Source organism: Leucobacter sp. Ag1 (genome assembly GCF_000980875.1).
GTDB lineage: Bacteria > Actinomycetota > Actinomycetes > Actinomycetales > Microbacteriaceae > Leucobacter > Leucobacter iarius.
This window is the reverse complement of record NZ_LAYO01000107.1, coordinates 83,550-108,119: the sequence shown is the minus strand read 5'-3', so window position 1 is coordinate 108,119 and position 24,570 is coordinate 83,550. Positions and strand designations below refer to the sequence as shown.

23 protein-coding genes and 1 tRNA gene are annotated in these 24,570 nt (G+C 69.8%); 19 read left to right on the top strand and 5 right to left on the bottom strand.

The window, feature by feature from the left end; all coding sequences use genetic code 11:
• Positions 1 to 57: 57 nt before the first annotated feature.
• Positions 58 to 510: a hotdog fold thioesterase gene (locus tag XM48_RS13740; protein WP_046456399.1), complete on the bottom strand. Its 453-nt coding sequence runs from the start codon at positions 508 to 510 to the stop codon at positions 58 to 60.
• Positions 511 to 621: 111 nt separating this feature from the next.
• Between XM48_RS13740 and polA the strand changes: the two genes are divergently transcribed.
• Together polA and rpsA are read left to right on the top strand one after the other, a co-directional pair.
• Entirely contained in the window at positions 622 to 3,249 is a 2,628-nt protein-coding gene (gene polA, locus XM48_RS13735; protein WP_052961521.1) for a DNA polymerase I, read from the top strand.
• Between the two features lie 216 nt (positions 3,250 to 3,465).
• A complete protein-coding gene (gene rpsA, locus XM48_RS13730) occupies positions 3,466 to 4,911 on the top strand; it encodes a 30S ribosomal protein S1 (RefSeq protein ID WP_046456397.1) in 1,446 nt (481 codons plus the stop codon).
• A 529-nt stretch (positions 4,912 to 5,440) separates the two neighbouring features.
• Here rpsA and XM48_RS13725 read toward each other — a convergent pair.
• Entirely contained in the window at positions 5,441 to 6,046 is a 606-nt protein-coding gene (locus XM48_RS13725; protein ID WP_046456396.1) for a DUF4126 domain-containing protein, read from the bottom strand.
• A 57-nt stretch (positions 6,047 to 6,103) separates the two neighbouring features.
• On the opposite strand from XM48_RS13725, the gene coaE reads away from it, so the two are divergent.
• Positions 6,104 to 6,727 (top strand): dephospho-CoA kinase, encoded by a 624-nt coding sequence (gene coaE, locus XM48_RS13720; protein WP_046456395.1) that lies wholly within the window; start codon positions 6,104 to 6,106, stop codon positions 6,725 to 6,727.
• A gap of 31 nt (positions 6,728 to 6,758) precedes the next feature.
• On the opposite strand, the gene XM48_RS13715 is transcribed toward coaE, so the two are convergent.
• Entirely contained in the window at positions 6,759 to 7,367 is a 609-nt protein-coding gene (locus XM48_RS13715; RefSeq protein WP_046456394.1) for a vitamin K epoxide reductase family protein, read from the bottom strand.
• 247 nt (positions 7,368 to 7,614) lie between these two features.
• On the opposite strand from XM48_RS13715, the gene XM48_RS13710 reads away from it, so the two are divergent.
• The 12 genes from XM48_RS13710 (at position 7,615) to XM48_RS17095 (ending at position 19,073) form a co-directional block, all read left to right on the top strand.
• A complete protein-coding gene (locus XM48_RS13710; protein WP_046456393.1) occupies positions 7,615 to 10,251 on the top strand; it encodes an Rne/Rng family ribonuclease in 2,637 nt (878 codons plus the stop codon).
• A gap of 202 nt (positions 10,252 to 10,453) precedes the next feature.
• A complete protein-coding gene (gene rplU / locus XM48_RS13705; protein WP_046456392.1) occupies positions 10,454 to 10,762 on the top strand; it encodes a 50S ribosomal protein L21 in 309 nt (102 codons plus the stop codon).
• A 35-nt stretch (positions 10,763 to 10,797) separates the two neighbouring features.
• Entirely contained in the window at positions 10,798 to 11,055 is a 258-nt protein-coding gene (gene rpmA / locus XM48_RS13700; protein WP_046456391.1) for a 50S ribosomal protein L27, read from the top strand.
• A gap of 85 nt (positions 11,056 to 11,140) precedes the next feature.
• A complete protein-coding gene (gene obgE, locus XM48_RS13695; RefSeq protein WP_046456390.1) occupies positions 11,141 to 12,646 on the top strand; it encodes a GTPase ObgE in 1,506 nt (501 codons plus the stop codon).
• Positions 12,643 to 13,431, top strand: coding sequence for a glutamate 5-kinase (gene proB, locus XM48_RS13690; protein ID WP_046456389.1), 789 nt, complete (start codon positions 12,643 to 12,645; stop codon positions 13,429 to 13,431). Before obgE ends, proB begins: the two co-directional genes overlap by 4 nt.
• 51 nt (positions 13,432 to 13,482) lie before the next feature.
• Positions 13,483 to 14,739 (top strand): glutamate-5-semialdehyde dehydrogenase, encoded by a 1,257-nt coding sequence (locus XM48_RS13685; RefSeq protein ID WP_046456388.1) that lies wholly within the window; start codon positions 13,483 to 13,485, stop codon positions 14,737 to 14,739.
• Positions 14,740 to 14,798: 59 nt separating this feature from the next.
• Positions 14,799 to 15,011 (top strand): hypothetical protein, encoded by a 213-nt coding sequence (locus XM48_RS13680; protein ID WP_046456387.1) that lies wholly within the window; start codon positions 14,799 to 14,801, stop codon positions 15,009 to 15,011.
• Positions 14,995 to 15,612: a nicotinate-nucleotide adenylyltransferase gene (nadD, locus tag XM48_RS13675; RefSeq protein WP_084821185.1), complete on the top strand. Its 618-nt coding sequence runs from the start codon at positions 14,995 to 14,997 to the stop codon at positions 15,610 to 15,612. Before XM48_RS13680 ends, nadD begins: the two co-directional genes overlap by 17 nt.
• Positions 15,613 to 15,615: 3 nt before the next feature.
• Positions 15,616 to 17,343: a hypothetical protein gene (locus XM48_RS17100; RefSeq protein WP_052961520.1), complete on the top strand. Its 1,728-nt coding sequence runs from the start codon at positions 15,616 to 15,618 to the stop codon at positions 17,341 to 17,343.
• Between the two features lie 49 nt (positions 17,344 to 17,392).
• On the top strand, positions 17,393 to 17,800 hold the full coding sequence (rsfS, locus tag XM48_RS13665; RefSeq protein ID WP_046456385.1) for a ribosome silencing factor: 408 nt from the start codon (positions 17,393 to 17,395) through the stop codon (positions 17,798 to 17,800).
• Between the two features lie 35 nt (positions 17,801 to 17,835).
• Positions 17,836 to 17,908, top strand: a tRNA-Ala gene (locus tag XM48_RS13660).
• A gap of 190 nt (positions 17,909 to 18,098) precedes the next feature.
• The gene (locus XM48_RS17095; protein WP_052961519.1) at positions 18,099 to 19,073 is read left to right on the top strand and encodes an AraC family transcriptional regulator; all 975 of its coding nucleotides are present in this window, start codon (positions 18,099 to 18,101) and stop codon (positions 19,071 to 19,073) included.
• 51 nt (positions 19,074 to 19,124) lie between these two features.
• Here the strand turns inward: XM48_RS17095 and XM48_RS13650 are convergent, their stop codons facing one another.
• Positions 19,125 to 19,418 (bottom strand): hypothetical protein, encoded by a 294-nt coding sequence (locus tag XM48_RS13650; RefSeq protein ID WP_046456384.1) that lies wholly within the window; start codon positions 19,416 to 19,418, stop codon positions 19,125 to 19,127.
• A gap of 4 nt (positions 19,419 to 19,422) precedes the next feature.
• Positions 19,423 to 19,746, bottom strand: coding sequence for a hypothetical protein (locus XM48_RS13645; RefSeq protein WP_046456383.1), 324 nt, complete (start codon positions 19,744 to 19,746; stop codon positions 19,423 to 19,425).
• A gap of 270 nt (positions 19,747 to 20,016) precedes the next feature.
• Between XM48_RS13645 and XM48_RS13640 the strand changes: the two genes are divergently transcribed.
• The 4 genes from XM48_RS13640 to pfkB all read left to right on the top strand — a co-directional run bounded on the left by XM48_RS13640 (position 20,017) and on the right by pfkB (position 24,546).
• Positions 20,017 to 21,828, top strand: a complete 1,812-nt coding sequence (locus tag XM48_RS13640; RefSeq protein WP_046456411.1) for an amino acid transporter — start codon at positions 20,017 to 20,019, stop codon at positions 21,826 to 21,828.
• On the top strand, positions 21,825 to 22,748 hold the full coding sequence (gene gluQRS, locus XM48_RS13635; RefSeq protein ID WP_046456382.1) for a tRNA glutamyl-Q(34) synthetase GluQRS: 924 nt from the start codon (positions 21,825 to 21,827) through the stop codon (positions 22,746 to 22,748). Before XM48_RS13640 ends, gluQRS begins: the two co-directional genes overlap by 4 nt.
• Before the next feature lie 92 nt (positions 22,749 to 22,840).
• A complete protein-coding gene (locus tag XM48_RS13630) occupies positions 22,841 to 23,602 on the top strand; it encodes a DeoR/GlpR family DNA-binding transcription regulator (RefSeq protein WP_046456381.1) in 762 nt (253 codons plus the stop codon).
• Positions 23,599 to 24,546, top strand: coding sequence for a 1-phosphofructokinase (gene pfkB / locus XM48_RS13625; protein ID WP_046456380.1), 948 nt, complete (start codon positions 23,599 to 23,601; stop codon positions 24,544 to 24,546). Before XM48_RS13630 ends, pfkB begins: the two co-directional genes overlap by 4 nt.
• The last annotated feature ends 24 nt before the right edge of the window (positions 24,547 to 24,570 follow it).

Sequence of the window (24,570 nt, the reverse complement as noted above, 5' to 3'; positions counted from 1 at the left end):
AAACGAGGAACGCCCCGGCCGTCGGCCGGGGCGTTCCTCGTTTCAGCGCGGATCCGCTCAGCGCAGCTGCTTGGTGAAGTTCGTGATGCGCACCGTCGAGCAGCGGCGGCCGCGCTCGTCGGTGATGACGATCTCGTGCACCGACATGCTGCGCCCCAGGTGGATCGGCGTGCAGACCCCCGTCACGATGCCCTCCGCGGCCGATCCGGTGTGGGTCGCGTTGATGTCGACGCCGACGGCGACGGTGCCCTCGGCCGCGACGAAGTTCGCGTGCATCGACCCGAGCGTCTCGCCGAGCACCACGTAGGCGCCCCCGTGCATGATGCCGAACGGCTGCGTGTTGCCCTCGACCGGCATGGTGGCGACCGCCCGCTCGCGCGAGAACTCGGTCATGCGCACGCCCATGCGCTGCGCGAGCACGCCGAGTCCGTGCTGCTCGATGTAGGCGAGCCCCTCGTCGGTGCCGGTCGGGATCTGGTCGAAGCTCGCTCCGCTGGTCGTCTCGGGCATGCGTTTCCTCTGCTCGGGGTGGCCGCGCCGCACCGTCCGCCGAACGCCCCTGCCGATGTCGGAGGCGGCTTGTAGGCTGGGCACGTGTCGAATACGCCTCAGCCTACTCTCATGATCATCGACGGCCACTCGCTGGCCTTCCGCGCGTTCTACGCGCTGCCGGTCGACAGCTTCCAGACCGCATCGGGCCAGCACACCAATGCCATCCACGGCTTCATCTCCATGCTCATCAATCTGCTGAGCAACGAGAACCCCGATTCGTTGGCCATCGCCTTCGACATCTCGCGGCACTCGTTCCGCACCGAGGAATACCCGGAATACAAGGGCACCCGCGGCGAGACCCCGCCCGAGTTCAAGGGCCAGGTCCCGCTCCTGCAGGAGGCGCTGCACGCGATGGGCATCCGAACCATCGAGAAGGAGAACTACGAGGCGGACGACATCCTGGCGACGCTCTCCCTGCAGGGCGCGCAGGCCGGCTACCGGGTGCTCGTGGTCTCGGGCGACCGCGACACGATCCAGCTGGTCGACGACAACGTGACCCTGCTCTACCCGTCGAAGCAGGGCGTGAGCGAGCTGACGCGCTACGACGCCGAGAAGGTCATGGAACGCTACGGGATCCGCCCCGAGCAGTACCCCGAGATCGCGGCGCTCGTCGGCGAGACGAGCGACAACCTGCCCGGCATCCCGCGCGTCGGCGAGAAGACCGCGGTCAAGTGGATCAACCAGTTCGGCTCCCTCGAGGAGGTGCTGCGCCGCCAGGACGAGATCGGTGGCAAGGTCGGGGAGAGCCTGCGCGAGAACGCGCACCTCGCCGAGCGCAACCGACGCCTCAACCGGCTCGTGCGGGACGTGGAACTCGACGTCACGCTCGACGAGCTCGAACGCGGGGACATCGACATGGCCGCGGTGCAGCAGGTCTTCGCGAAGCTCGAATTCCGCACGCTGCTGCAGCGCGTCGGCAAGCTCGCGGGCGCCGAGGTGCCGAGCGGCGGTGCGACCACCGCGGCGGCGATCGCCCCGGTGCCCACGGCACCCGAAGCGAAGCTGCTGCTCGACGAAGAGCTGGACGACTGGCTGCGCAAGGCCGAGCGGCCCGCGGTGAGCATCACCGCGGTGGGCGAGGGCTACGACGTCGGCCTCGCCACGCTCGAGAGCTCGGCCGAGCTGCACTGGATCCCCGGTGGGCGCGACTACGCGCTCTTCGAGACCTGGCTCGCGAGCGACGCGCCCAAGGTGTTCTTCGACGCGAAGTCGCAGATCCGGGCGATCGCGAGCACGGGCGTCGGCATCGGCGGCATCGTGGGCGACACCCTGCTCGCGGCCTGGCTCGTCTGGCCGCTCGCAGCCGAGAAATCGCTCGCCAGCACGGTGCGCAAGTACCTGGGTGAGGACATGCCCGAGCCGGACCCCAACCAGCTCGTGCCCGACGAGGACGCGGCGGCGGGGCCGGGCACCGTCGCCTGGTACATCCTCCGGGCCCACGACGCCGTCGTCTCGAAGTTCCCCGAGCGCACGGGCGAGGTCTACACCGACATCGAGCTGCCCCTGCTCCCGGTGCTCGCGGTGCTCGAGCAGCGCGGCGTCGAGATCGACCTGCCGCTGCTGCAGTCGCACGAGGCCGAACTGCGCGACCGAGTCGCAGCGCTCGCGCAGCAGGCCTTCGACGCGATCGGGCACGAGGTCAACCTCTCGTCGCCCAAGCAGCTGCAGCAGGTGCTCTTCGAAGAGCTCGACATGCCCAAGACCCGCAAGACCCAGACGGGGTACACGACCGACGCCGCCGCGCTCGCGGACCTGCAGGTCAAGAACCCGCACCCGTTCCTCGACGCGCTGCTCGCGCACCGCGACGCGAACAAGCTGCGCCAGATCATCGAGACGCTGGTCAAAGCGGTGCAGGCCGACGGTCGCATCCACACCACGCTCGTGCAGATCGGGGCGAGCACGGGGCGCCTCGCCTCGACCGATCCCAACCTGCAGAACATCCCGGTGCGCACCGAGGAGGGCCGCCGCATCCGCGAGGGCTTCACCCACGCGGGCGAGTTCGAGAGGCTGATGACGGCCGACTACTCGCAGATCGAGATGCGGATCATGGCGCACCTCTCGGGCGATGCCGGACTCATCGAGGCGTTCAACGCCGGCGAGGACCTGCACCGCTTCGTGGGCTCCCGCATCTTCGGCGTCGAGCCCGCCGAGGTCACGAGCGAGATGCGCGCGAAGGTCAAGGCGATGTCCTACGGCCTCGCCTACGGCCTGTCGGCGTTCGGGCTCTCGAAGCAGCTCGGCATCTCGGGCGCCGAGGCGAAGCAGCTCATGCTCGACTACTTCGAGCGCTTCGGCGGCGTGCGCGATTACCTGCGCTCGGTGGTGGAGCAGGCCAAGGCCGACGGCTACACCGAGACCATCTTCGGTCGCCGGCGCCCGTTCCCCGACCTCACGAGCCCGCACCGCGCCCTGCGCGAGAACGCGGAGCGCGCGGCGCTCAACTCGCCCATCCAGGGCAGCGCGGCAGACATCATCAAGCGCGCGATGATCCAGGTGGAGCAGCGCATGCGCGCAGCGGACATGAGCTCGCGCATGCTGCTCCAGATCCACGACGAGCTCATGTTCGAGGTCGCCGCGGGGGAGTGGGACGCGCTCGAGGCCATCGTCCGCGAGGAGATGGCGGGCGCTGCCGACCTCTCGGTGCCGCTCGACGTGCAGGTCGGCGGCGGCGCGAACTGGAACGCTGCGGCGCACTGATCCGACGCACCGCCGGGCTCCTGCTCGGCGGTGCGCACCCCGCGGCGCGCCGAGCGCCGCGGGGGTTGATCTCGGGCGTGTCGCCTGAGTAAGATGATGTGGTCACAACTGTGGCGACTCAACCATGCCAATCGCGGGCGTGCGCTTCGGGCCTCCGGGCTCGCAAGATGTTTCGCACGTCCGCCCGACTTCCTGTCCATTCTGGAGATCATTTACATGACGAACGCAACGACCGAGAGCAAGCAGGTCGCGATCAACGACATCGGCTCGGCCGAAGACTTCCTTGCAGCGGTCGAAAAGACCCTCAAGTTCTTCAACGACGGCGACCTCATCGAGGGCACCGTGGTGAAGATCGACCGCGACGAGGTCCTCCTCGACGTGGGGTACAAGACCGAGGGTGTCATCCCCTCGCGCGAGCTGTCCATCAAGCACGACGTCGACCCCGGTGAGGTCGTCGAGGTCGGCGACTCCGTCGAGGCACTCGTGCTCCAGAAGGAGGACAAGGAAGGCCGCCTGATCCTGTCGAAGAAGCGTGCTCAGTACGAGCGCGCTTGGGGCGACGTGGAGAAGATCAAGGAGAACGAGGGCGTCGTCACCGGCACCGTCATCGAGGTCGTCAAGGGCGGCCTCATCGTTGACATCGGGCTCCGTGGCTTCCTCCCCGCTTCGCTCATCGAGCTGCGCCGCGTGCGCGACCTGACCCCGTACCTGGGCCAGGAGCTCGAGGCGAAGATCCTCGAACTCGACAAGAACCGCAACAACGTGGTGCTGTCGCGCCGTGCGCTCCTCGAGGAGACGCAGTCGGCCAGCCGCTCGTCGTTCCTCGCCGAGCTCAAGCCCGGCCAGGTCCGCAAGGGCGTCATCTCGTCGATCGTCAACTTCGGTGCGTTCGTCGATCTCGGCGGCGTCGACGGCCTCGTGCACGTCTCGGAGCTGTCGTGGAAGCACATCGAGCACGCGTCCGACGTGGTCGAGGTCGGCCAGGAAGTCACCGTCGAGGTGCTCTCGGTCGAGCTGGATCGCGAGCGCGTCTCGCTGTCGCTGAAGGCGACCCAGGAGGATCCGTGGCAGGTCTTCGCCCGTACCCACGCGATCGGTCAGATCGCCCCGGGCGTCGTCACCAAGCTCGTCCCCTTCGGCGCGTTCGTTCGCGTCGCGGACGGCATCGAGGGCCTCGTGCACATCTCGGAGCTGTCGGGTCAGCACGTCGAGCTCGCTGAGCAGGTCGTCTCGGCCGGCCAGGAGGTCTTCGTCAAGATCATCGACATCGATCTCGATCGCCGCCGCATCTCGCTCAGCCTCAAGCAGGCCAACGAGGGCGTCGACCCCGAGGGCACCGAGTTCGATCCGGCTCTGTACGGCATGACCACGGAGTACGACGAGAACGGCGAGTACAAGTACCCCGAGGGCTTCGATCCCGAGACCCAGGAGTGGAAGGAAGGCTTCGAGTCGCAGCGCGAGAAGTGGGAGCAGGAGTACGCTGCTGCCCAGGAGCGCTGGGAGGCTCACAAGAAGCAGGTCGCCGCTTCGATCGCCGAGGCTGCTGCAGCTCCCGCCGTCGACGCCCCGTCCTCGAGCTTCTCGAGCGAGTCGTCCTCGACCGGTGCACTCGCCGATGACGCGGCTCTGGCCGCGCTGAAGGCGCAGCTCGAGGGCAACTGAGCCCGACTTCGCGTCAGCGAAGCGAGTCCTCACGAAGGCCCGGCTCCCCATTGCGGGGGCCGGGCCTTCGGCGTTCCCGGGCGGCGGGTGGTGGCGGGCGGGTGCGGCGTGCCGATGGGTGGATCCCGTGTTGGCGAGTGGAAGCCTTGCCGACGAGTGGACGGTGTGCCGACGAGTGGACGGCGTGTCGGACGGAGATAGGGCATCCGGAGGTCGGGAACGCGTCCACTCGTCGGGCACGATCTGGCCGGGTGCCACGGGTGCCACGGGTGCCACGGGTGCCACGGGTGCCACTGGTGCATACGAACCCGAGCGCCGGGCACACGCCGATGCGTCGGGAGGCACCCGTCAGCACACGATCGGATCAGGCGGCGGAGCGAGGGGGCCGGGGTCGGGCGCCGGCATCATGCGTCCGGGGTCAGACGACCGGGATCGTGTCAACGGTGTGAGGCGACCGGTATCGTGTCAACGAGGCCAGACAGCCGCCCCACGCGACCGCGCCTACGCGACCGCGCCTACGCGACCGCGCCTACGCGGCCGCGACGGCTCTGCGCGCCGCGCGCTCGCGCAGCGCCCGCCGGAGGCGCCGGACCAGCCACCACATGATCAGCACGACGCAGACGAGCGCGAGCACGGGCACCAGGATCGCGAGCACGGCGAGCAGCACCGCCCCGATGTCCTCCAGGGTGCTCGTCACGGGCGCCGCGAGGCCGGCGCTGAGCGCGTTCAGCACGGGCCGTGCGATCGCCTTCAGCAGGTGGGGGATCAGCGCGATGACGACGCCCAGCACGAACGGCCACACCTGGCCGCTCTCCACCCACTGCGCCGGATCCGTCACCGCGACAGTGTCGGCCTTTGCGCCGGCCGAGAAGACGAGCCCGCCGGACGCGGGCCGGATCACAGTGTGCAGCACGTCGTTGGCGGTGTCGAGGACGGGGAACTTGTCGACCAGGATCTCGATCACGAGCAGTACTCCCACGATGCCGAGCGTCCACTCGTTCTCGAGCCAGGTCCATCCGGTGGGCAGTTGGACCAGATCGGTGAAGCGGGAGAGCAGGCCGAGCACCAGCAGCGGAATGTACGCGTTCAGTCCCGCGGAGACGGCGAGGACGCCGCCGGTGATCAGCTCGAGCATGGCTCCAGCCTATGCGGCTCCGCATTCCGTGCATCGTGCGGCCCTAGACTGCATGGCGTGCAACTCATCGCGCTCACGGGCGGCATCGCCGCAGGCAAATCGACCGTCGGCCGCCGTCTGGCGGAGCTCGGGGCATTCCGGATCGACGCGGACCAGCTCGCCCGGGACGTCGTGGAGCCCGGCACGCCCGGGCTGCGCGCCATCCGAGATCGTTTCGGCGCCGAGGTGATCCGTGCGGATGGCGCTCTCGACCGGGCGGCGCTCGGCGCCCGCGTCTTCGGCGACGCCGAGGCGCTCGCGGATCTGAACGCGATCGTGCACCCCGCGGTGCGCGAGCTCGCGGAGCGGCGGATCGGCGAAGCGGCCGCGCTGGATCCGGACGCGATCGTGGTGTACGAGATCCCCCTGCTCGTCGAGACCGGCGGACGCGCCGCGAGCTCGGTGCCCTGGGGCCTCGTGTTGGTCGCGGACGCGCCTGCGGAGCTCCGGGCGGATCGTCTGGTCGCGCTGCGCGGCATGGAACGCGCCGAGGCCGAGCGGCGGATCGGGAGTCAGGCGAGCGACGCCGACCGCCGCGCGATCGCCGATGTGCTCATCGACACGAGCGGCACGGAGCAGGAGACCCTGGACCAGGTGGATGCGCTCTGGACGCGCCTCACGGCGCGAGAGACGACCGGCTGAACCGGGCTCCCCGGCCGAGCTCCGGGATCGATCAGCGGCTGAACTCGGCCAGCCAGTCGAGCTGGAACTGGGCCACCGCGGCGATGACCACGTAGCAGAGCAGCACGATGACCCAGCCCCAGGAGTAGACGGCGCGGAATCGCCGCTGAGCTGGCTCGCTGAGGGGGACATCGCCGACCGCGGGAGCTCGGAGGAACGTGATCCAGAACAGTGGGATGGTCACCGTCCAGATCACCATGCACCAGGGGCACAGGCGACCGAGCACGAAGACGCTCTGGAAAGCGAGCCAGCTGATGAGGCAGAAGCCGAGGAACAGGCCGCCCTGGTAGAGCCACCAGAACCACCGGGAGAACCGGGCTCCGGCGAGCAGTGCAACACCGACGGCGATCGGCGCGACGAACGCGCTGATACCGATGATCGTGTTGCTGAATCCGAGGACGGAGCCCTGCCAAGAACCCATGTTGTCGCTGCAACTCACCAGCACGCTGATGTTGCAGTTGGGGACGTAGTCGGGGTTCTTGAGCTTGTGGAGGTACTCGTTGAGCAGCTCGAAGGAGGCGAACCAGCCGATCGCGCCGAGCACGATCGTGAACACGGCGAAGCCGATCGGACGGGGAGCGCGCACCGGCGTAGTGGTCATAATTCGAATCCTAGTGACCATTTCTGCGGTGCGTATTCAGCTGACGTGCCATAATGGACACCGTATCGGCGCCGAACAGGCGAGATGCGCACAGTCTTTTGGCCGCCCTGCGGCGGTCACCGGTCGATGCACTGACCGAGCGCGGAGCGAACGCCCCGCGGAGAACAGGATTTGCGGCGGTGAGCCGCCGCACCGAGGAGATTCCCGGAGGGGCGAGTATCCTCCGGGCCAGAGGAGTACACCAGAGATGGTGAATCAGCCCGACAACGAAACTTCACAGAACGTCGAACCCGTCACCGCGGAGCCGACGAGCAGCGACGCGCCCGAGACGATCCTCGACGCGGTCGAGGCGGTTCTCGACGCGCAGTTCGAGGAGGCCCCGGTTGACGCGGCCACGGCCGAGTCTGCGGCAGCTGAGGCGGTGCCCGAGAGCGACCCCGCCGCGGAGCCGTCCGACGCGCCCGCAGGCGAGGCGGCGGACACCGCCCCCGAGGCGGACCCCGCTCCCGCAGTGGAAGCCACTCTCGAGGCGGACGCCACCCCCGCAGGCGCAGAGCCCACCGAGGCCGCGCCCGAGCCCGAGGCTGCGCCCACCAAGACCCACCCCGAGCTCGTGCTGCCGCTCGCGGACATGACGCCGGAGGAGCGCTTCCGCGCCACGACGCGCCTCATCTTCCTGGCGCCCGACGTACCCCCGGTGGCGCCCCGTCCCCGCCGCGGCGGGACCGAGCTGCGCCAGCTCGACGATCTGCTCGACCAGCAGTTCTCGCGCGACGACGCCGAGGACCGCGAGGCAGGATCCGCTCGTCGTCGCAGCCGTCGCCGCACCGGCGGTCAGGAGCTCCCTCCCGAGGAGGAGCCGCAGCCTCGACGCCAGCCGCGCCAGGCCCCGGTGATCACCGAGCCGCAGAAGATCAAGGGATCCACCCGCCTGGAGGCGAAGAAGCAGCGCCGTCGCGACGGCCGTGACGCGGGCCGCCGCCGGCGCATGGTCATCACCGAGTCTGAGTTCCTCGCCCGCCGTGAGGCGGTGGATCGCGAGATGGTCGTGCGCACGACCGCCGACCGCATCCAGATCGGCGTCCTCGAGGACAAGGTCCTCGTCGAGCACTACGTCGCCCGTTCCAGCGAGAGCTCGCTGATCGGCAACGTCTACCTGGGACGCGTGCAGAACGTGCTGCCGAGCATGGAAGCAGCGTTCGTCGACATCGGGCGCGGCCGCAACGCCGTGCTCTACTCGGGCGAGGTCGACTGGTCGGAGTTCGAGGGCAGCAACACCGCGCGCCGCATCGAGAACGCGCTCAAGCCGGGCGACCAGATCCTGGTGCAGGTCACCAAGGATCCGGTGGGCCACAAGGGTGCTCGCCTCACGAGCCAGATCTCGCTCCCGGGCCGCTTCCTCGTGTACGTGCCCGGCGGCGCGATGAACGGTATCTCGCGCAAGCTGCCCGACACCGAGCGCGCCCGCCTGAAGAAGATCCTGAAGGCCGTGCTGCCGTCCGGTGCCGGCGTGATCGTGCGCACGGCCGCGGAGGGCGCCAGCGAGGATCAGCTCACGCACGACGTGCAGCGCCTGACCCGCCAGTGGGAGTCGATCCAGAAGCGCGTCGAGAAGGGCGGGGCCCCGGTCCTGCTGCACTCCGAACCCGACATGCTCATCAAGATCATCAGGGACGTCTTCAACGAGGACTTCCACCGTCTCGTGATCTCGGGCGCCGACACGTTCAGCACCATCTCGAACTACCTCGAGCAGGTCGCCCCCGATCTGCTGCAGCGGGTGGAGCGCTTCGAGGGGGAGCGGGACGTCTTCGACGAGTACCGCATCTCCGAGCAGATCGTGAAGGCGCTCGACCGCAAGGTCTGGCTGCCCTCGGGCGGATCCCTCGTGATCGACCGCACCGAGGCGATGACGGTCGTCGACGTCAACACGGGCAAGTTCGTCGGTTCCGGCGGCAACCTCGAAGAGACGGTCACCAAGAACAACCTGGAGGCCGCGGAGGAGATCGTCCGGCAGCTCCGGCTCCGCGACATCGGCGGGATCATCGTCGTCGACTTCATCGACATGGTGCTCGAGTCCAACCGCGACCTCGTGCTGCGCCGCCTGGTGGAGTGCCTGAGCCGCGATCGCACGAAGCACCAGGTCGCCGAGGTGACCTCGCTCGGCCTCGTGCAGATGACGCGCAAGAAGCTGGGGCTCGGTCTGCTCGAGTCGTTCAGCGAGCCCTGCGAGGTCTGCGCGGGTCGTGGCGTGATCGTGCATCACGAGCCGGTCGCCAAGCACCGCAGCGTCGATTCGGCGCCGTCGCGTGGCAAGCGGAAGTCGAACGGCGGACAGGGCGGCGGCCAGAACGGCAACGGTTCGAACCACTCGAACGGATCGAACCACTCGAACGGCAACGGCGGGCAGAACGGCGGGCAGCAGCAGCCCCACGCGGCCTCGCAGACCCACGCGATCAGCGACGGGGCGAAGAACATGCTCGCCCAGGTCGCGGCCTCGACGATCCCCGGCTCCGCAAAGCACGAGGACGAGGCTCCTCGTGCCGAAGCTGCGGCTTCGGCCGCCGAGTCGCCGAAGCGCGAGTCCGGGCAGCGGAACCGCGCGCAGCGCGGCGCACGCTCCGCCTGGGAGAACGCGCAGACCGAGCCCGCCGCCGCACCCGCAGCCGCTCCCGCGGGCGGTCTGCTCGACTCGGTGCTCGAAGCGCTGCCCGACGCGCCCGCTGCAGGGCGCGGCCGGTCCCGCGGGCGCCGCGTGTCGGTCGCCTCGGGGCGTGCCGCCGAGGGGCGCGAGACCGAGACGCGCAGCGACGAGTCGGTGCGCGCAGCGCAGGCCGCGCTCGCCGAGGCGCTCGACGCGACCGTGTCCGGTCGCGACACGGAGTAGCGGGACACGCCAGGCATTTGACCGGTCGGCGATCGGGAGATATGCTTGATCGCTGGTGCCACTCTTTTTGAGTGGCGATCCGGTGAACAGGGCGCGGTTCCACAGTGCGGAGCAGCGAGAACGTTCGCCCCGCAGACCACGAACGGCGATTTCAGCGTCGCGGTTCGGATACGTAAGACGATCCTCAGGAAAAGGGTGACAAGTGGTTTACGCAGTAGTGCGCACCAGCGGACGGCAGGAGAAGGTCGAGGTTGGCTCGATCATCACGGTGAACCGTCTTTCGGCTGACGCCAAGGACAAGATCGAGCTGCCCGCCGTGCTGCTCGTCGACGGCGACCAGGTGACCACCGACGCCGCCAAGCTCGCCAAGGTCAAGGTGACTGCAGAGGTCCTCGAGGACCTCCGCGGCCCCAAGATCGTGATCCAGCGGTACAAGAACAAGACCGGCTACAAGTCGCGTCAGGGTCACCGCCAGGATCTCACCCGCATCAAGGTCACGGGCATCAAGTAGCCCCCGGCTTCCCGAAACAAGGAGACTAGAGACTCATGGCACATAAGAAGGGCGCGAGCTCGACCCGTAACGGTCGCGACTCGAACGCACAGCGTCTTGGCGTGAAGCGCTTCGGCGGTCAGCAGGTGAACGCCGGCGAGATCATCGTGCGTCAGCGCGGCACCCACTTCCACCCGGGCGCCAACGTCGGCCGCGGTGGCGACGACACCCTCTTCGCTCTCGCCGCAGGCGCGGTGGAGTTCGGCGCGAAGGGCGGCCGCAAGGTCGTCAACATCGTGACCGCAGCCGCCTAACACTCGGCAGCACTTGGCAAGGGCGGGCTTCGGCTCGCCCTTTGCCGTATTTTCGGGCTTTTGAATCTGACGTGAGGAACGCAGCATGGTGACGTTTGTTGACCGGGTGCAGGTGCACCTGCAGGCCGGGCGGGGCGGCAACGGCTGCGTATCGATCCGACGGGAGAAGTTCAAGCCCCTGGCGGGCCCCGACGGCGGCAACGGCGGGCACGGCGGCGACATCGTACTGCTGGCGGACCCCCAGGTCACCACGCTGCTCGACTACCATCGCCGGCCCCACCGCAGCGCCGAGAACGGCGGCTACGGCGCCGGCGACTACCGCGCGGGCACCAACGGCGCCGAGATGACCCTCTCGGTCCCGATCGGCACCGTCGTGAAGGACGACGCAGGGGAGACCCTCATCGACCTCACCGAGCCCGGCACTCGCTACGTCGTCGCCCACGGCGGCATCGGCGGCCTCGGCAACCACTCGCTCGCCAGCACCAAGCGCAAGGCTCCCGGCTTCGCGCTGCTCGGCACCGAAGGGTGGGCCGGCAGCATCACCCTCGAGCTCAAGACCATCGCGGACGTCGCCCTCGTCGGCTACCCCTCCGCGGGCAAGTCGAGCCTGATCGCGGCGCTCAGCGCGGCGAAGCCGAAGATCGCGGACTATCCGTTCACCACGCTGCACCCCAACCTCGGCGTCGTGCAGGTGGGGGATCACCGCTTCACCGTCGCGGACGTCCCCGGCCTCATCGAGGGCGCGAGCGAGGGCAAGGGCCTCGGCCTCGACTTCCTCCGCCATGTCGAGCGCTGCAGCGCCCTGCTGCACGTGCTCGACTGCGCGACGCTCGAGCCGGGCCGCGATCCGCTCTCCGACCTCGAGGTGATCAAGGCCGAGCTCGCCGCCTACCCGGTCCCCGAGGGCCAGGTGCCGCTGCTGGACCGTCCGCAGCTGATCGCGCTCAACAAGGTCGACGTGCCCGAGGCCCGCGAGCTCGCCGAGTTCGTGCGTCCCGAGCTGGAGGCCATGGGCTACCGCGTGTTCGAGATCTCGGCCGCGTCGCACGCCGGTCTGCGCGAGCTCTCGTTCGCCATGGCCGAGCTGGTCGAGACCGCTCGCGCCGAGGCGCTGCAGGACGAGATCGATCAGCCTCGGATCGTGCTGCAGCCGAAGCCCGTCAACGAGGGCGGCTTCACCGTGCGCGCCGAGGGCGGCAGCTACGGCACGCTCTACCGCATCCTGGGTACGAAGCCCGAGCGCTGGGTCGCGCAGACCGACTTCACGAACGACGAGGCCGTCGGCTACCTGGCGGATCGCCTCAACAAGCTCGGCATCGAAGACGGGCTGGTCAAGGCCGGCGCGGTCGCCGGATCGACCGTGGTGATCGGCCCGGGCTCCGGCGTGATCTTCGACTGGGAGCCCACGCTCACGAGCGCGGCCGAGGTGCAGATGGGTGCCCGCGGCACCGATCTGCGCGTGGAGCAGAACAAGCGCCGCACCAACAACGAGCGTCGTGAGGAATACCACACGCTCATGGATGCCAAGGCCGAGGCCCGCGCGGAACTCGAGCGCGAGCGCAAGGCCGGCATGTGGAGCGACGAGGCATGAGCCGCGCCGAGTGGCTGCTGACCGGGCGGCGCGTCGTCGTCAAGGTCGGCTCCTCCTCGGTCAGCGGCGACAACGCCGCCCAGATCCCGCACCTGGTCGACTCGCTGGCCCGGCTGCACGCCGCGGGCGCCGAGGTGATCCTCGTCTCCAGCGGTGCGATCGCGACCGGTGTGCCGTTCCTCAAACTGGAGGAGCGTCCCGACGATCTCGCGACCCAGCAGGCCGCCGCCGCGGTCGGGCAGAACATCCTGGTGAACCGCTACCAGCGGGCGCTCACGACGCACGAGATCGTCGCCGGACAGGTGCTGCTCACCGCGCACGACCTCGACAACCCGACCCACCGCGGCAACGCCAAGCGGGCGCTCGAGCGCCTGCTGCAGCTCGGGATCCTCCCGATCATCAACGAGAACGACACCGTGGCGACGCACGAGATCCGCTTCGGCGACAACGACCGACTGGCCGCGCTGGTGGCGCGCCTCATCGGCGCCGACCGCCTCGTCCTGCTCTCCGACGTGGACGCGCTCTACACCGCCCCGCCCGCGGTGGCCGGGGCGACCCGCATCGCGGAGGTCGCCTACGGGGACCGGCTCGAGGGCGTCGAGATCGGTGAGACCCAGTCGGGCTGGGGTACGGGAGGCGCCGCGACCAAGGTGCAGGCGGCCCGGCTCGCCGCGGATGCGGGGACCGAGGTGCTGCTGACCGAGACGCGGCTGCTGCCCGCCGTGCTCGACGGTGCGGATCACGGGACCTGGTTCGGCGCGCGCGAGCCCGAACCGACCGCGTAACGGCACGGCATCGGCGGCCCGTCTCCCGTCGAGGCGCGATAGTCTGGCCCGATGAGCGTGCTGAACGACCCCTTCATCGACCGACTCGAGCGCGCGCGTTCGGGCGCGAAGCGTCTCGCCACCGCGACGACCGCGTCGAAGGACGCAGCGCTGGAGGCGATCGCCGTCGGCATCGAGCAGGCGATCCCGGGCATCGTCGCGGCCAACGCCGAGGACCTGCAGCGCGGACGCGAGAACGGCCTGGACGCCGGTCTGCTGGATCGCCTCCTGCTCGACGAGACCCGCCTGCGGGGCCTCGCTGCAGCGGTGCGCGACGTCATCGCCCTGCCCGACCCGGTCGGCCAGGTGGTGCGGGGCAGCACGCTGGCGAACGGGATCCGGATCAGTCAGGTCCGCGTGCCCTTCGGCGTGATCGGTGCGATCTACGAAGCTCGGCCCAACGTGACCGTCGACATCGCGGCGCTCTCGCTCAAGAGCGGCAACGGCGTCGTGCTCCGCGGCGGCAGCGCTGCGGAGAGCTCCAACGCGGTCCTGGTCGACGTGATCCAGCGCGCGGTGACGTCCGTCGGACTCGACGGCGACGCCGTGCAGACGATCGACGAGTTCGGGCGCGAGGGCGCATCCCGCCTCATGCGGGCCCGCGGCTACGTCGACGTGCTGATCCCGCGCGGCAGCGCCGGCCTCATCTCGACCGTGGTCCAGGAATCGACGGTGCCGGTCATCGAGACCGGTGCGGGGATCGTGCACGTGTTCGTGGACGCGAGCGCGGACGAGGAGATGGCCGCGGCCATCGTGCGGAACGCGAAGACCCACCGGCCGAGCGTCTGCAACGCCGCGGAAACCCTGCTGGTGCATCGGGACGCCGCGGAACGCCTCCTGCCGCGCCTCGCCGCCGATCTGATCGCGGCGGGCGTCACGCTGAACGGGGACGAGGCGGCACGCGGATTCTCCGAGGAGATCCTGCCGGCGGGGGAGGCCGAGTGGAGCACCGAGCACCTGGCCCTCGTCATGGGCGTCCGCGTCGTGGATTCCCTCGACGAGGCGCTCGCGCACATCGAGCGCTATTCGACCCGGCACACGGAGTCGATCGTCACGCAGGACTACGCGAACGCGGAGCGCTTCCTCGCGGAGGTCGATTCGGCCGCCGTGATGGTCAACGCCTCGACGCGGTTCACCGACGGCGGCGAGTTCGGCTTCGGGGCCGAGGTCGGGATCTCGACGCAGAAGCTGCACGCGCGCGGACCGATGGGCCTGCCCGAACTCACCAGCACGAAGTGGCTCGTCCGCGGGTCCGGTCAGATCCGCTGAGCGGAAACCGATAGACTGTTTGCCAACTATCCATTTGCTCGCACAGTAGAGGACGTCAGATGTCACTTCTCGCCACGGTCGCCGCAGCAGCCGAGGGTTCTTCGCACGTTGTCAACGAGCTGCCCATGCCGGCACCGCTCTTCGGGGTCATCGTCTTCGGCATCTTCACGGCGCTCGCCATCGTGACCTTCAGCTTCCGCGACGTCGCGAACCGCCACGCCGAGAAGGCGGAGGCGTACGCTCGCGAGCATGGTGATGCCCAGCATCACTGAGCCGGTGGAGCACCGAAGCCGCCGCATCGGGGTGATGGGCGGCACGTTCGATCCGATTCACCACGGCCACCTGGTGGCTGCGAGCGAGGTCGCGCAGAGCTTCGACCTCGATGAGGTCGTGTTCGTGCCGACCGGGCGCCCGTGGCAGAAGACCCGGGTGACCGAGAGCGAGCACCGCTACCTGATGACGGTGATCGCTACGGCGTCGAATCCTCGGTTCCGCGTGAGCCGCGTCGATGTCGACCGCGAGGGGCCGACCTACACGGTCGATACGCTCCGCGATCTGCGTGCGATCTATCCCGACGCCGAACTGTTCTTCATCTCGGGGGCCGACGCGGTCGAGCAGATCCTGAGCTGGAAGGACGTCGACCGACTCTGGGAACTCGCTCACTTCATTGCGGTTTCACGGCCCGGTCACGAGCTCTCGCTTTCCGGTTTGTCGGGCGAGCACGTAAGCTTGCTAGAAGTCCCTGCGCTGGCGATCTCGTCGACCGACTGCAGAAGTCGAGTCGCGCGCGGCTATCCGGTGTGGTACCTCGTGCCCGACGGAGTCGTGCAATACATTGCCAAGCACGAACTGTACACCGATGGAAGCGACTGACCGATGAGCGAGCACGACGAGACACCCGCCCTGACCCGGCGCGAGCGTCGGCTGCAGGCCCTGGGCGAGACCGGCTCCATGCCGACCGTCGACGCCCCTGCGGCCGCCGCGGAAGCGGCTGCGGTCGCGGCCGAGCAGCAGGCGACCGACGCCACCGACCCCGCGGACGAGATCGAGATCTCTCCGACGGACCCGGACGGGCGCCCGCGAAGCCGACGCGAGATCCGTGAACTGCGCGATCGAGCGCGCGCGGAGATGGAGGCTGCGGCCGTCGAGCACGCTGCTGCGGCCGAGGCTGCCGCCGCCGAGGCCGCCGCCGAGGCCGAATCCGCCGCCCCCGAGTCGACAGCTCCCGAGCACGTCGCGTCGGAGCAGGCCGAGCCGGAGCACGTCGCCCCTGCGCCCGCTGCTCCGGTGCCGACCGAGATCGCCGTGACCGAGGCGCCGGCCGAGCCGACGCTCGAGACCGTCGCAGCGGAGATCATCGAGTCCGAGACCCCCGACGCGACTCCCGCCGCTCCCGCGACGATCGTGATGGATTCCGTCGAGGTCGAGCCGCACCCGGCCGAAGAGGCTCCCGCCGACACGGACGAGGCTCCCGAGGATGCCGCTGAGGCTCCTGCAGGGGTGCCCGCGGCTCCCGAAGCAGCGGTCCGCGCCGAGCAGGAACCGGTCGATCCGGCGGCGACGCAGGCGTTCTCGATCGCCGAGATCGCCGAGGCCTCGGGCAGCTGGCCCGAGGAGCGCGCTCCCGAGACCGCCGGACTCGATTTCGATGCGATGGTCGGACAGGCCACCGCGCAGGTCGCCGAGGAGACCGCTCAGGCGGCCGATGCCGAGCCGGCAGCGGAGCCCGCTGCCGAGCAGGCCGCGCCCGCGAAGCCCAAGAAGCGCAAGCTCGGCTGGAAGAAGAAGCAGGACGGCGCCGCCGAAGAGGCAGCCGCTCCGGCTGCGGACGAGGCCGCCTCGCAGGACGCCGCTCCGGCCATGCCCGCCGCGTTCGCGCCCCCGGCTTTCACCGCGCCCGAGCCCGAGCCCGCTGCGGCCCCTGCCGCACCGGCACCCGCGCAGCCGGAGGCCGCGCCCGAGGCGGCTCCCGAGGCCGAGCCCGAGCCGGAGGCTCGTCCCGCCGAGCCGACTCCGGCGACGCCCGCGGCGCCGCAGTCGGCGCGCACCGCCTACTCGTTCCCCGACATCGTCCCGCTCGACGACGGCATGTCGGTCTTCGACGATCCGGCCGTTCACCGCGCCCGCATGGGCCAGGCGGGGCAGGGATCCGGCGACTTCGAGGACCTCATCTCCCGCGCCGTGGCGCAGGAGGGGGCGGCCAGCACGACCAACACGTCGGCGCTGATCCTGCCCTCGATGCCCGAGACCAGCGAGCTCACCGGTCCGCTCGGCGCGACCGGCGACCTGTTCCTCACCGGGTCCATCGAGCTGCCGAAGTCGCTGGGCGAGACCGGCGGCCACGCGGCGATGCACGACTCGATCGACGTCGATGCGGCCGAGGAGGTCAGCCGCGAGGCGGCACCGAGCGACCCGCACGGCGCCTCTCCGGTGTCGGCGGCCCGCGCCGTCAGCGCCCGTTCCGCCCACTCGGTGGCCGTGGTCAACGAGAACAAGCGCGGAACCAAGACGCTGCCGATCGTTCTCATGTCGGCCGGCGGCGTGCTGCTGATCGGCGTCGTCGGGCTCTTGATCTGGGGCGCGAGCAACGGGATGTTCGGCTGATCGCCGACGCCCCCTCAGTTTTTCCAACCACACCCATTGAAAGGGACGCGTGAGCGACACCACTGACGTTCTCAACACTCTCGAGACCGCGGTCCTCGCGGCCGACGCGAAGGGCGCGACCGAGCCTGTCGCACTCGACGTGGGGGAGTTCTTCCCCTACGCCGATGCCTTCCTGCTCCTGACGGGCAGCGTCGAGCGCAACGTGCAGGCGATCTCCGACGCGATCGAGGACGCGCTAAACGAGTCCGGCGTGCGCACCGTGCGACGCGAGGGACGCGAGGGCGGACGCTGGGTGCTGCTCGACTTCGGCGGCCTCATCGTGCACGTCTTCCACCAGGAGGAGCGCGAGTTCTACCAGCTCGAGCGTCTGTGGAGCGACTGCCCGGTGATCGACACGCGCGGGATCCTGGAACGGGCTGCCGATTTGCGTTCGACCCCCGAGGGTGATGTAAAGTAGAAGAGTTGTCGGGGGAGAATTCGTCCGACTTCCACGGGTCTGTGGCGCAGCTGGTAGCGCACCTGCATGGCATGCAGGGGGTCAGGGGTTCGAGTCCCCTCAGATCCACTCAAGAACAGAAGGTCCGGCGAAAGCCGGACCTTCTGTCGTTTCCGGGCCTGAAGAATGCGCTCCCGCGGCGCGAAGGAACCGGCGCGACCCGACTGCGGGCCGAGCGCCCGCCCGCGGGTCGGAGGCGCCGCCGATCCGTGCCGGCATACGCTGGTCGGCGGGATCGCGCGGCTGATACTGTCGCTCCGTGGAACGACAGAGCGCGCCGAGGATCGAGGGCCTGCCCGACCGATCCATTACCCGCTTCGGAGAGCGCGAGCTCGGCGACGAAGGGGTGCGCGGTGTCGACGGACCGCTCGGCATGACCGCGAAGGCGCGGGCGTTCGGCCCCGTGCTCATCGTCGAGGCCGAAGGGACGGGATCCGAGTTCGAACGGCGGCCGATCCGGCCGGATCTCCCGACGATCGATCTGCTCTTCGTGCAGCAGGGCGAGTTCGAGTATCTCGACGGCGGCGTCTGGTGCGCGTCGCGGGGGCCGCTCATGATCGCGCCGAGCGGCCTGCCGAACCGGGTCCGCCTGGCCGGACCGTGGCGGTTCGTCGTCGCGCGGATCCCGCGTCAGGCGCTGCTCGTGCACACGCCGACGCTCGACGACCGGGTCAGCATCCATGAGGAGCTGACGCTCTCGGAGCGCTCGCTCGCCGTGCTGCTCTCGCAGTCGGTACGGAGCGAGCAGGAGGCGTCCGAGGCCGACGCGCGGCTCATCGCCCGAACGGTGCTCGAGATGGCCGGGGCCGTGCTGCGCCATCGGCAGGGCGGCGGATGGGAGCTGGAGGATCGGCAGGCCGGGATCCGGGATCGCGCTCTCGCCCTGATCCGGAGCGACGGTGCGGACCCGCGACTGGACCCGGAACGGATCGCGAGCGGGGTCGGGGTGTCGCTGCGCTACTTGCAGGAGATCTTCGCGGCCGGCGGGAGCTCGGTGGCCGCGGAGCTGCGGAAGGAACGGGCTCGGGTGGCGCGTTCCCTGCTGCAGGATCCGGGGTTCGGCGGCCTCGGCGCGACCGAGATCGCGCTGCGTGCCGGATTCGGTTCCAGCGCCAGCATGCGCCGCGCGCTCGCAGTGTTCTACCGGCTCGGTCCCGCGGAGCTCCGGGCGCGAAGGGCACCGCAGCCGGAGAGCCCTGTCGAGGTGATCCCCGGAGAAGGACCTGCGGCGTAGGTTCGGGGGCGAGGTCCGCGGACTCCCCGGGAGCGCCTGACCGGTGCCAGGTCACGCCTTGCGCGGCGGCTCCTCGACGCAGCGGAGGCCGCCCGGCGAATTGGCGAGGGAGGCCAGCTGCTCGATCCACAGCGGGTTCAGCTCCTCGGTGGTCTCGGCCTCGAACTCGAAGTGGATCGGGACGGTCGGGTGCAACCAGATGCTGTGCTGCTGTCCGTCTCGCGTCCAGGTGAGTATGAGGCTCTCCTGGCGCTTCAGCTTGCCGAGCACGACGGTGCGCAGGTGGGTGAGCAGGCGGTCGTCGAACGCGAAACTCTCCATGCCGCTGTAGTGGAGGTATCCCATGGTTCTAGAACTGCTCCACCGTCTGCTTCGCGGCGTCGGTCTCGGTCAGCACCAGCAGACCGCGTGCGGTGTGCGAGTGCTCGGTGAGGACCTCGATCCAGTGCCGGTTGAGCTGCGGCGGACGGCTGCCTGAGAAACGGAACACCAACGGGATGCTCGGCGCGAGCCACACCGACAGCCGCCCGCCTCCGCGCTCGGCCGGGTGCACCCAGCTCATGAGGAAGCTCTCCTGGCGACGGAGCTTGGTGGTGATGGCGACCTTCAAGTGCGCGAGCGTCCGATCATCGAACTCGAACTCCTGAGTACCGCCATAGATGAGAAAGCCCATAGGTGCATGCTGGCATGTTCCGACGCAAATGACGAGAGGTGCCGCGAACGGCACGACGGTTTCCGACGATCAGTGACGTACGCGACGCGAAAACTGGAGTAATGTGACCGCGTGACTACGCACACTCCGCTCGAGGAGCCCTCCAAACCGGCAGACGGCGCCGGGTCCCGTCTGCGCCGTTGGCTGCTGACCGATACCGCCGAGAAGGCCGGCGAGCACACCGGCCCCCACGGCAAGGCGGTCGGGCGCGGAGCGCCCTGGTGGCGGGTCATGTGCCTCACCGGACTGGACTACTTCTCGACGCTCGGCTACCAGCCGGCGATCGCGGCGCTCGCGGCGGGCCTGATCGCCCCGCTCGCGACCCTGCTGCTCGTGGCGATCACGCTGTTCGGCGCGCTCCCCGTGTACCGTCGCGTGGCGCGCGAGAGCCCGAACGGTGCCGGATCGATCGCGATGCTCTCGAAGCTGCTGCCCAAGTGGGGCGGCAAGCTCGCGGTGCTCGCGCTGCTCGGCTTCGCCGCGACCGACTTCATGATCACCATGACCCTGTCGGCCGCGGATGCGACGGCGCACGCGATCGAGAACCCGTTCGCCCCCGACTTCCTGCAGGGGCAGCAGGTCATCATCACCCTCGCGCTGCTGGCGGGGCTCGGCGTCGTGTTCCTGCGCGGCTTCACCGAGGCGATCCGCATCGCGACGGTGCTCGTCGGCGGCTTCCTGCTCATCAACGCGGTCGTGCTCGTCGTCGCCCTCGCGCATATCCTGCAGACTCCGCTGAAGGTGGGCGACTGGTGGACCGCGCTCACGACGCAGCACGGCGATCCGTGGATGATCATCGCGATCGCGCTCATCGTGTTCCCGAAGCTCGCGCTGGGGCTCTCGGGCTTCGAGACCGGTGTCGCCGTCATGCCGCAGATCCGCGGCGAGCAGGGAGACCCCGAAGCGACCCTGCGCGCACGCGTCAAAGGCGCCCACCGCCTGCTGACCACCTCGGCGCTCATCATGAGCGCGTTCCTCGTGACCTCGTCGATCGCGACGGTCGTGCTGATCCCGCAGGAGGAGTTCCAGCCCGGCGGCAAGGCGAACGGCCGAGCCCTCGCGTACCTCGCGCACCAGTTCCTGGGCGACGGGTTCGGCACGGTCTACGACGTGATCACCATCGCGATCCTGTGGTTCGCGGGGGCCTCGGCGATGGCCGGCCTGCTGAACCTGGTGCCGCGCTACCTGCCGCACTACGGCATGGCGCCGCGCTGGGCCCGCGCGATCCGTCCGCTCGTGATCGTATTCACGTGCGTCGCGTTCCTCATCACGATCATCTTCCAGGCCAGCGTCGACGATCAGGGCGGAGCCTACGCCACCGGCGTGCTGGTGCTGATGACCTCGGCGGCGGTCGCGGTGACGCTCTCGGCGCGGGGCAAGCGCGAGCGCGGCAAGACCATCGGCTTCGGGATCGTGACCCTGGTGTTCCTGTACACGACGATCGCGAACATCATCGAGCGCCCCGACGGTATCAAGATCGCGGCGTGCTTCATCCTCGGGATCCTCGTGGTCAGCTTCGTCTCCCGCGTGGTCCGTTCCATCGAGCTGCGGGCGACGACGGTGCAGCTCGATCCGCTGGTCGAATCCTGGGTGCGCGAGGCCGTCGATTCGGGCCGGCCGATCCAACTGATCGCGCACGATCCGAAGCACGCCAGGCCCGAGCGCTACGCCGAGAAGCTCAAGCACGCGCAGGCGGCGCACCGCTTCGTCGGGGAGGACGCCTGGTTCATCGAGGTGACGATCGGCGACAGCTCCGACTTCGAGGACGAGATCTACGTCGTCGGCGACGAGCGCTACGGCCACCGCGTGCTGTCGCTGCGCGGCAGCTCGGTGCCGAACAGCCTCGCCTCGGTGCTCATCGATCTGCGCGATCGCACCGGGCAGGCCCCGCACATCTACTTCCGCTGGACCGAGGGCAACCCGGCCTCGAACTTCGCGCGCTTCCTGCTCTTCGGCGAGGGCGAGATCGCTCCGATGACCCGCGAGGTGCTGCGCATCGCGGTGCCCGACATCACGCAGCGACCCTGGGTGCACGTGGGATGAGTGCAGGCCGCTACGCGCCGAGCCCGTCGGGCGACCTGCACCTGGGCAATCTGCGCACCGCGCTGCTCGCCTGGCTGTTCGCGCGGTCGAGCGGGCGCGGGTTCCTCATGCGGATCGAGGACCTCGACCGGGGTCGCGATGCGGGCGCGGCGGATCGCCAGCTGGAGGACCTCGCCGAGCTCGGCATCGACTGGGACGGGCCCGCGGTGCTGCAGACCGAGCGCGGCGACGACCACGATGCAGCGATCGCGGAGCTGGCGGAGCGGGGCCTGGTCTACGAGTGCACCTGCACGCGGCGGGACATCCTCGCCGCGCCGACCGCACCGCACGCGCCGCCCGGCGCGTACCCGGGGACCTGTCGCGATCGGAACGAGGCCGAGCGCGCCGCCGCGCGCGAGCGGATCCTGCCGCGGCTGCCGGCGCTCCGCCTCCGGGTTCCGGAGGGCGCGGGGCAGCTCGCGTTCGATGATCGGCTCATGGGCCGGGTGACCGGTGTCGTGGACGATCTCGTGCTGCGCCGTGGAGACGGCGCCGTGGCGTACAACCTGGCGGTCGTGGTCGACGATGCCTCGATGGGGGTGGACCAGGTCGTGCGCGGGGACGACCTCGCGTCCTCGACGCCGCGGCAGATCGTGCTGCAGCGCCTGCTGGGCCTGCCGGCGCCGCCCGCGGTGGAATACGCGCACGTGCCGCTCGTGCTGGGGCCGAGCGGTGCGCGCCTCGCGAAGCGGGACGGCGCGGTGACGCTGCGCGAGCTGCAGGCGCACGGCATCGGGGTGGAGCGCGTGCGCTCGCGTCTGGCCGAATCGCTGGCGCTCGCGTCGCCGGGGGAATCGGTCTCGACCGAGCGGTTGCTCACCCGATTCGATCCGGATCTGCTGCCGAGGGAGCCGTGGGTGTGGACGCCGGATCCCACATAAGCAACATAAAACCAATGTGGTTTTAGTTGCGTATTCTCCCGTTCGTGTGGCACTGTTGGATGAACGCCACGCAACGACGGGAGGAGCGTTTCGTGTACGCCGCAGAACGCCAGCAGCTGATCCTGACTTCGGCGCGCGCCGACGGACGCGCCGAAGTGGGCGCGCTCGCCGAGCAGCTCGACGTCTCCACCGAGACGATCCGCCGTGACCTCACGGCACTCGAACGCCGCGGCCTGCTGCAGCGGGTCCACGGCGGTGCGATCCCCGTCGACCGGGTCGAGCCCGAGGTCGGTCTCGACGTGCGGATCGGCCGACGTGCCGCGGTCAAGCAGCGGATCGCGCTTCGCGCTCTCGAAGAGATTCCGGCGGGCGGCACCGTGCTGCTCGACTCCGGGACGAGCACGCTCGCGATCGCGCAGGCGCTCCCCGCCGACGCCGAGTGCACGGTCATCACCAACAGCCTCATGATCGGCGCCGCGCTGTCCGCGAAGCCCGGCATCGAGCTGATGCAGCTCGGCGGACGGGTGCGGCCGGTCACCGGCGCAGCCGTCGGGCGATGGACCTGCGAGGCGCTCGCCGAGCTCACCGTCGACGTCGGCTTCTTCGGAGCCAACGGCTTCGACGCGCAGCGCGGACTCACCACTCCGGATCAGGAGGAGGCCGCGGTGAAGCGGGCGATGGTGCTGGCATCGCGCACGACCGTTCTGGTCGCCGACTCCAGCAAGGCGGGTCGCGCGCACCTCACCCGCTTCGCAGCGCTCGACGAGATCGACCTCGTGATCACCGACACCGACCTCGACGGCGACCTCGCCGAGGAGCTCCGGGCGGCGGGCCCGACGGTGGTGACGGCATGATCGTCGCGCTGACCCCGAACCCGAGCGTGGATCGGGCGGTGACGGTCGAGACGCTGGACCGCGGCCAGGTGCTGCGCGCCGATTCGTCACGGGTGGATCCCGGCGGCAAGGGCGTCAACGTCGGGCGAGCTCTGACCGCGATGGGCGGCGACGCCCTCATCGTGGTCCCCTCCGGCGGTCCGGAGGGCGCGCTCTTCGAAGTCCTCCTCGCACGCACCGGCGCGGCGAGCCGGATCGTGCCGATCACGGGGAGCACGCGCATGAACGTCAGCGTGCTCGAGCCCGACGGCACGACGACGAAGCTCAACGAGGCCGGTCCGGCGCTCGAGCCGGCCGATGTCGATGCGCTGCTCGAAGCGGCGCTCGGCGACCTCGAATCCGGCGCATGGATCGCCGGATGCGGCAGCCTGCCGCCGGGGGCGCCGGACTCCCTCTACGCCGTCCTCGTCCGTGAAGCGCGAGCGCGAGGGGCACGGGTCGCCATCGATTCCTCAGGTGCGGCGTTCGCCGCCGCGGTCGCCGCGGTGCCGACGCTCATCAAGCCCAACCGCGAGGAGCTCGCGGAGCTCGTGGGCCGGCCCCTCGATACGCTCGGCGCCGTCGTCGATACCGGCCGGGAGCTGGTCGCCTCAGGCATCGAGTTCGTGGCGGTCAGCCTCGGGCGGGACGGTGCGGTGCTGATCACCGCCGACGAAGCCGTGCACGCGCGGGCGATCATCTCCGACCCGGTCTCGACCGTCGGTGCGGGGGACTGCATGCTCGCCGGGCTCCTGCTCGGCCTCGACCGCGGAGAAGCCCCGGCTGATGCGCTCTCGACGGGGGTGCGATGGGGCGCCGCTGCGGTGCGGCTCCCCGGAACCGAGGTCCCCGGCCCGGCCGACCTGCTCGACATCGAGGTCGAACGAAGCCGCACCCTGCAGCGCGAGCTGCCCCTGAACGACTGAACCGGCGACGCGCCGGACCCGAAC

Bases quoted from the DNA above. Each gene is read 5' to 3' on its own strand.
- pfkB (WP_046456380.1), top strand. From the start codon at position 23,599: ATGATCGTCGCGCTGACCCCGAACCCGAGCGTGGATCGGGCGGTGACG.
- obgE (WP_046456390.1), top strand. From the start codon at position 11,141: ATGGTGACGTTTGTTGACCGGGTGCAGGTGCACCTGCAGGCCGGGCGG.
- XM48_RS13685 (WP_046456388.1), top strand. From the start codon at position 13,483: ATGAGCGTGCTGAACGACCCCTTCATCGACCGACTCGAGCGCGCGCGT.
- XM48_RS17100 (WP_052961520.1), top strand. From the start codon at position 15,616: ATGAGCGAGCACGACGAGACACCCGCCCTGACCCGGCGCGAGCGTCGG.
- nadD (WP_084821185.1), top strand. From the start codon at position 14,995: ATGCCCAGCATCACTGAGCCGGTGGAGCACCGAAGCCGCCGCATCGGG.
- XM48_RS13715 (WP_046456394.1), bottom strand. From the start codon at position 7,367: ATGACCACTACGCCGGTGCGCGCTCCCCGTCCGATCGGCTTCGCCGTG.
- XM48_RS13710 (WP_046456393.1), top strand. From the start codon at position 7,615: ATGGTGAATCAGCCCGACAACGAAACTTCACAGAACGTCGAACCCGTC.
- gluQRS (WP_046456382.1), top strand. From the start codon at position 21,825: ATGAGTGCAGGCCGCTACGCGCCGAGCCCGTCGGGCGACCTGCACCTG.
- proB (WP_046456389.1), top strand. From the start codon at position 12,643: ATGAGCCGCGCCGAGTGGCTGCTGACCGGGCGGCGCGTCGTCGTCAAG.
- XM48_RS13680 (WP_046456387.1), top strand. From the start codon at position 14,799: ATGTCACTTCTCGCCACGGTCGCCGCAGCAGCCGAGGGTTCTTCGCAC.
- rpmA (WP_046456391.1), top strand. From the start codon at position 10,798: ATGGCACATAAGAAGGGCGCGAGCTCGACCCGTAACGGTCGCGACTCG.
- XM48_RS13640 (WP_046456411.1), top strand. From the start codon at position 20,017: ATGTGCCTCACCGGACTGGACTACTTCTCGACGCTCGGCTACCAGCCG.
- polA (WP_052961521.1), top strand. From the start codon at position 622: ATGATCATCGACGGCCACTCGCTGGCCTTCCGCGCGTTCTACGCGCTG.
- XM48_RS13725 (WP_046456396.1), bottom strand. From the start codon at position 6,046: ATGCTCGAGCTGATCACCGGCGGCGTCCTCGCCGTCTCCGCGGGACTG.
- XM48_RS13740 (WP_046456399.1), bottom strand. From the start codon at position 510: ATGCCCGAGACGACCAGCGGAGCGAGCTTCGACCAGATCCCGACCGGC.
- XM48_RS13645 (WP_046456383.1), bottom strand. From the start codon at position 19,746: ATGGGCTTTCTCATCTATGGCGGTACTCAGGAGTTCGAGTTCGATGAT.
- XM48_RS13650 (WP_046456384.1), bottom strand. From the start codon at position 19,418: ATGGGATACCTCCACTACAGCGGCATGGAGAGTTTCGCGTTCGACGAC.
- rpsA (WP_046456397.1), top strand. From the start codon at position 3,466: ATGACGAACGCAACGACCGAGAGCAAGCAGGTCGCGATCAACGACATC.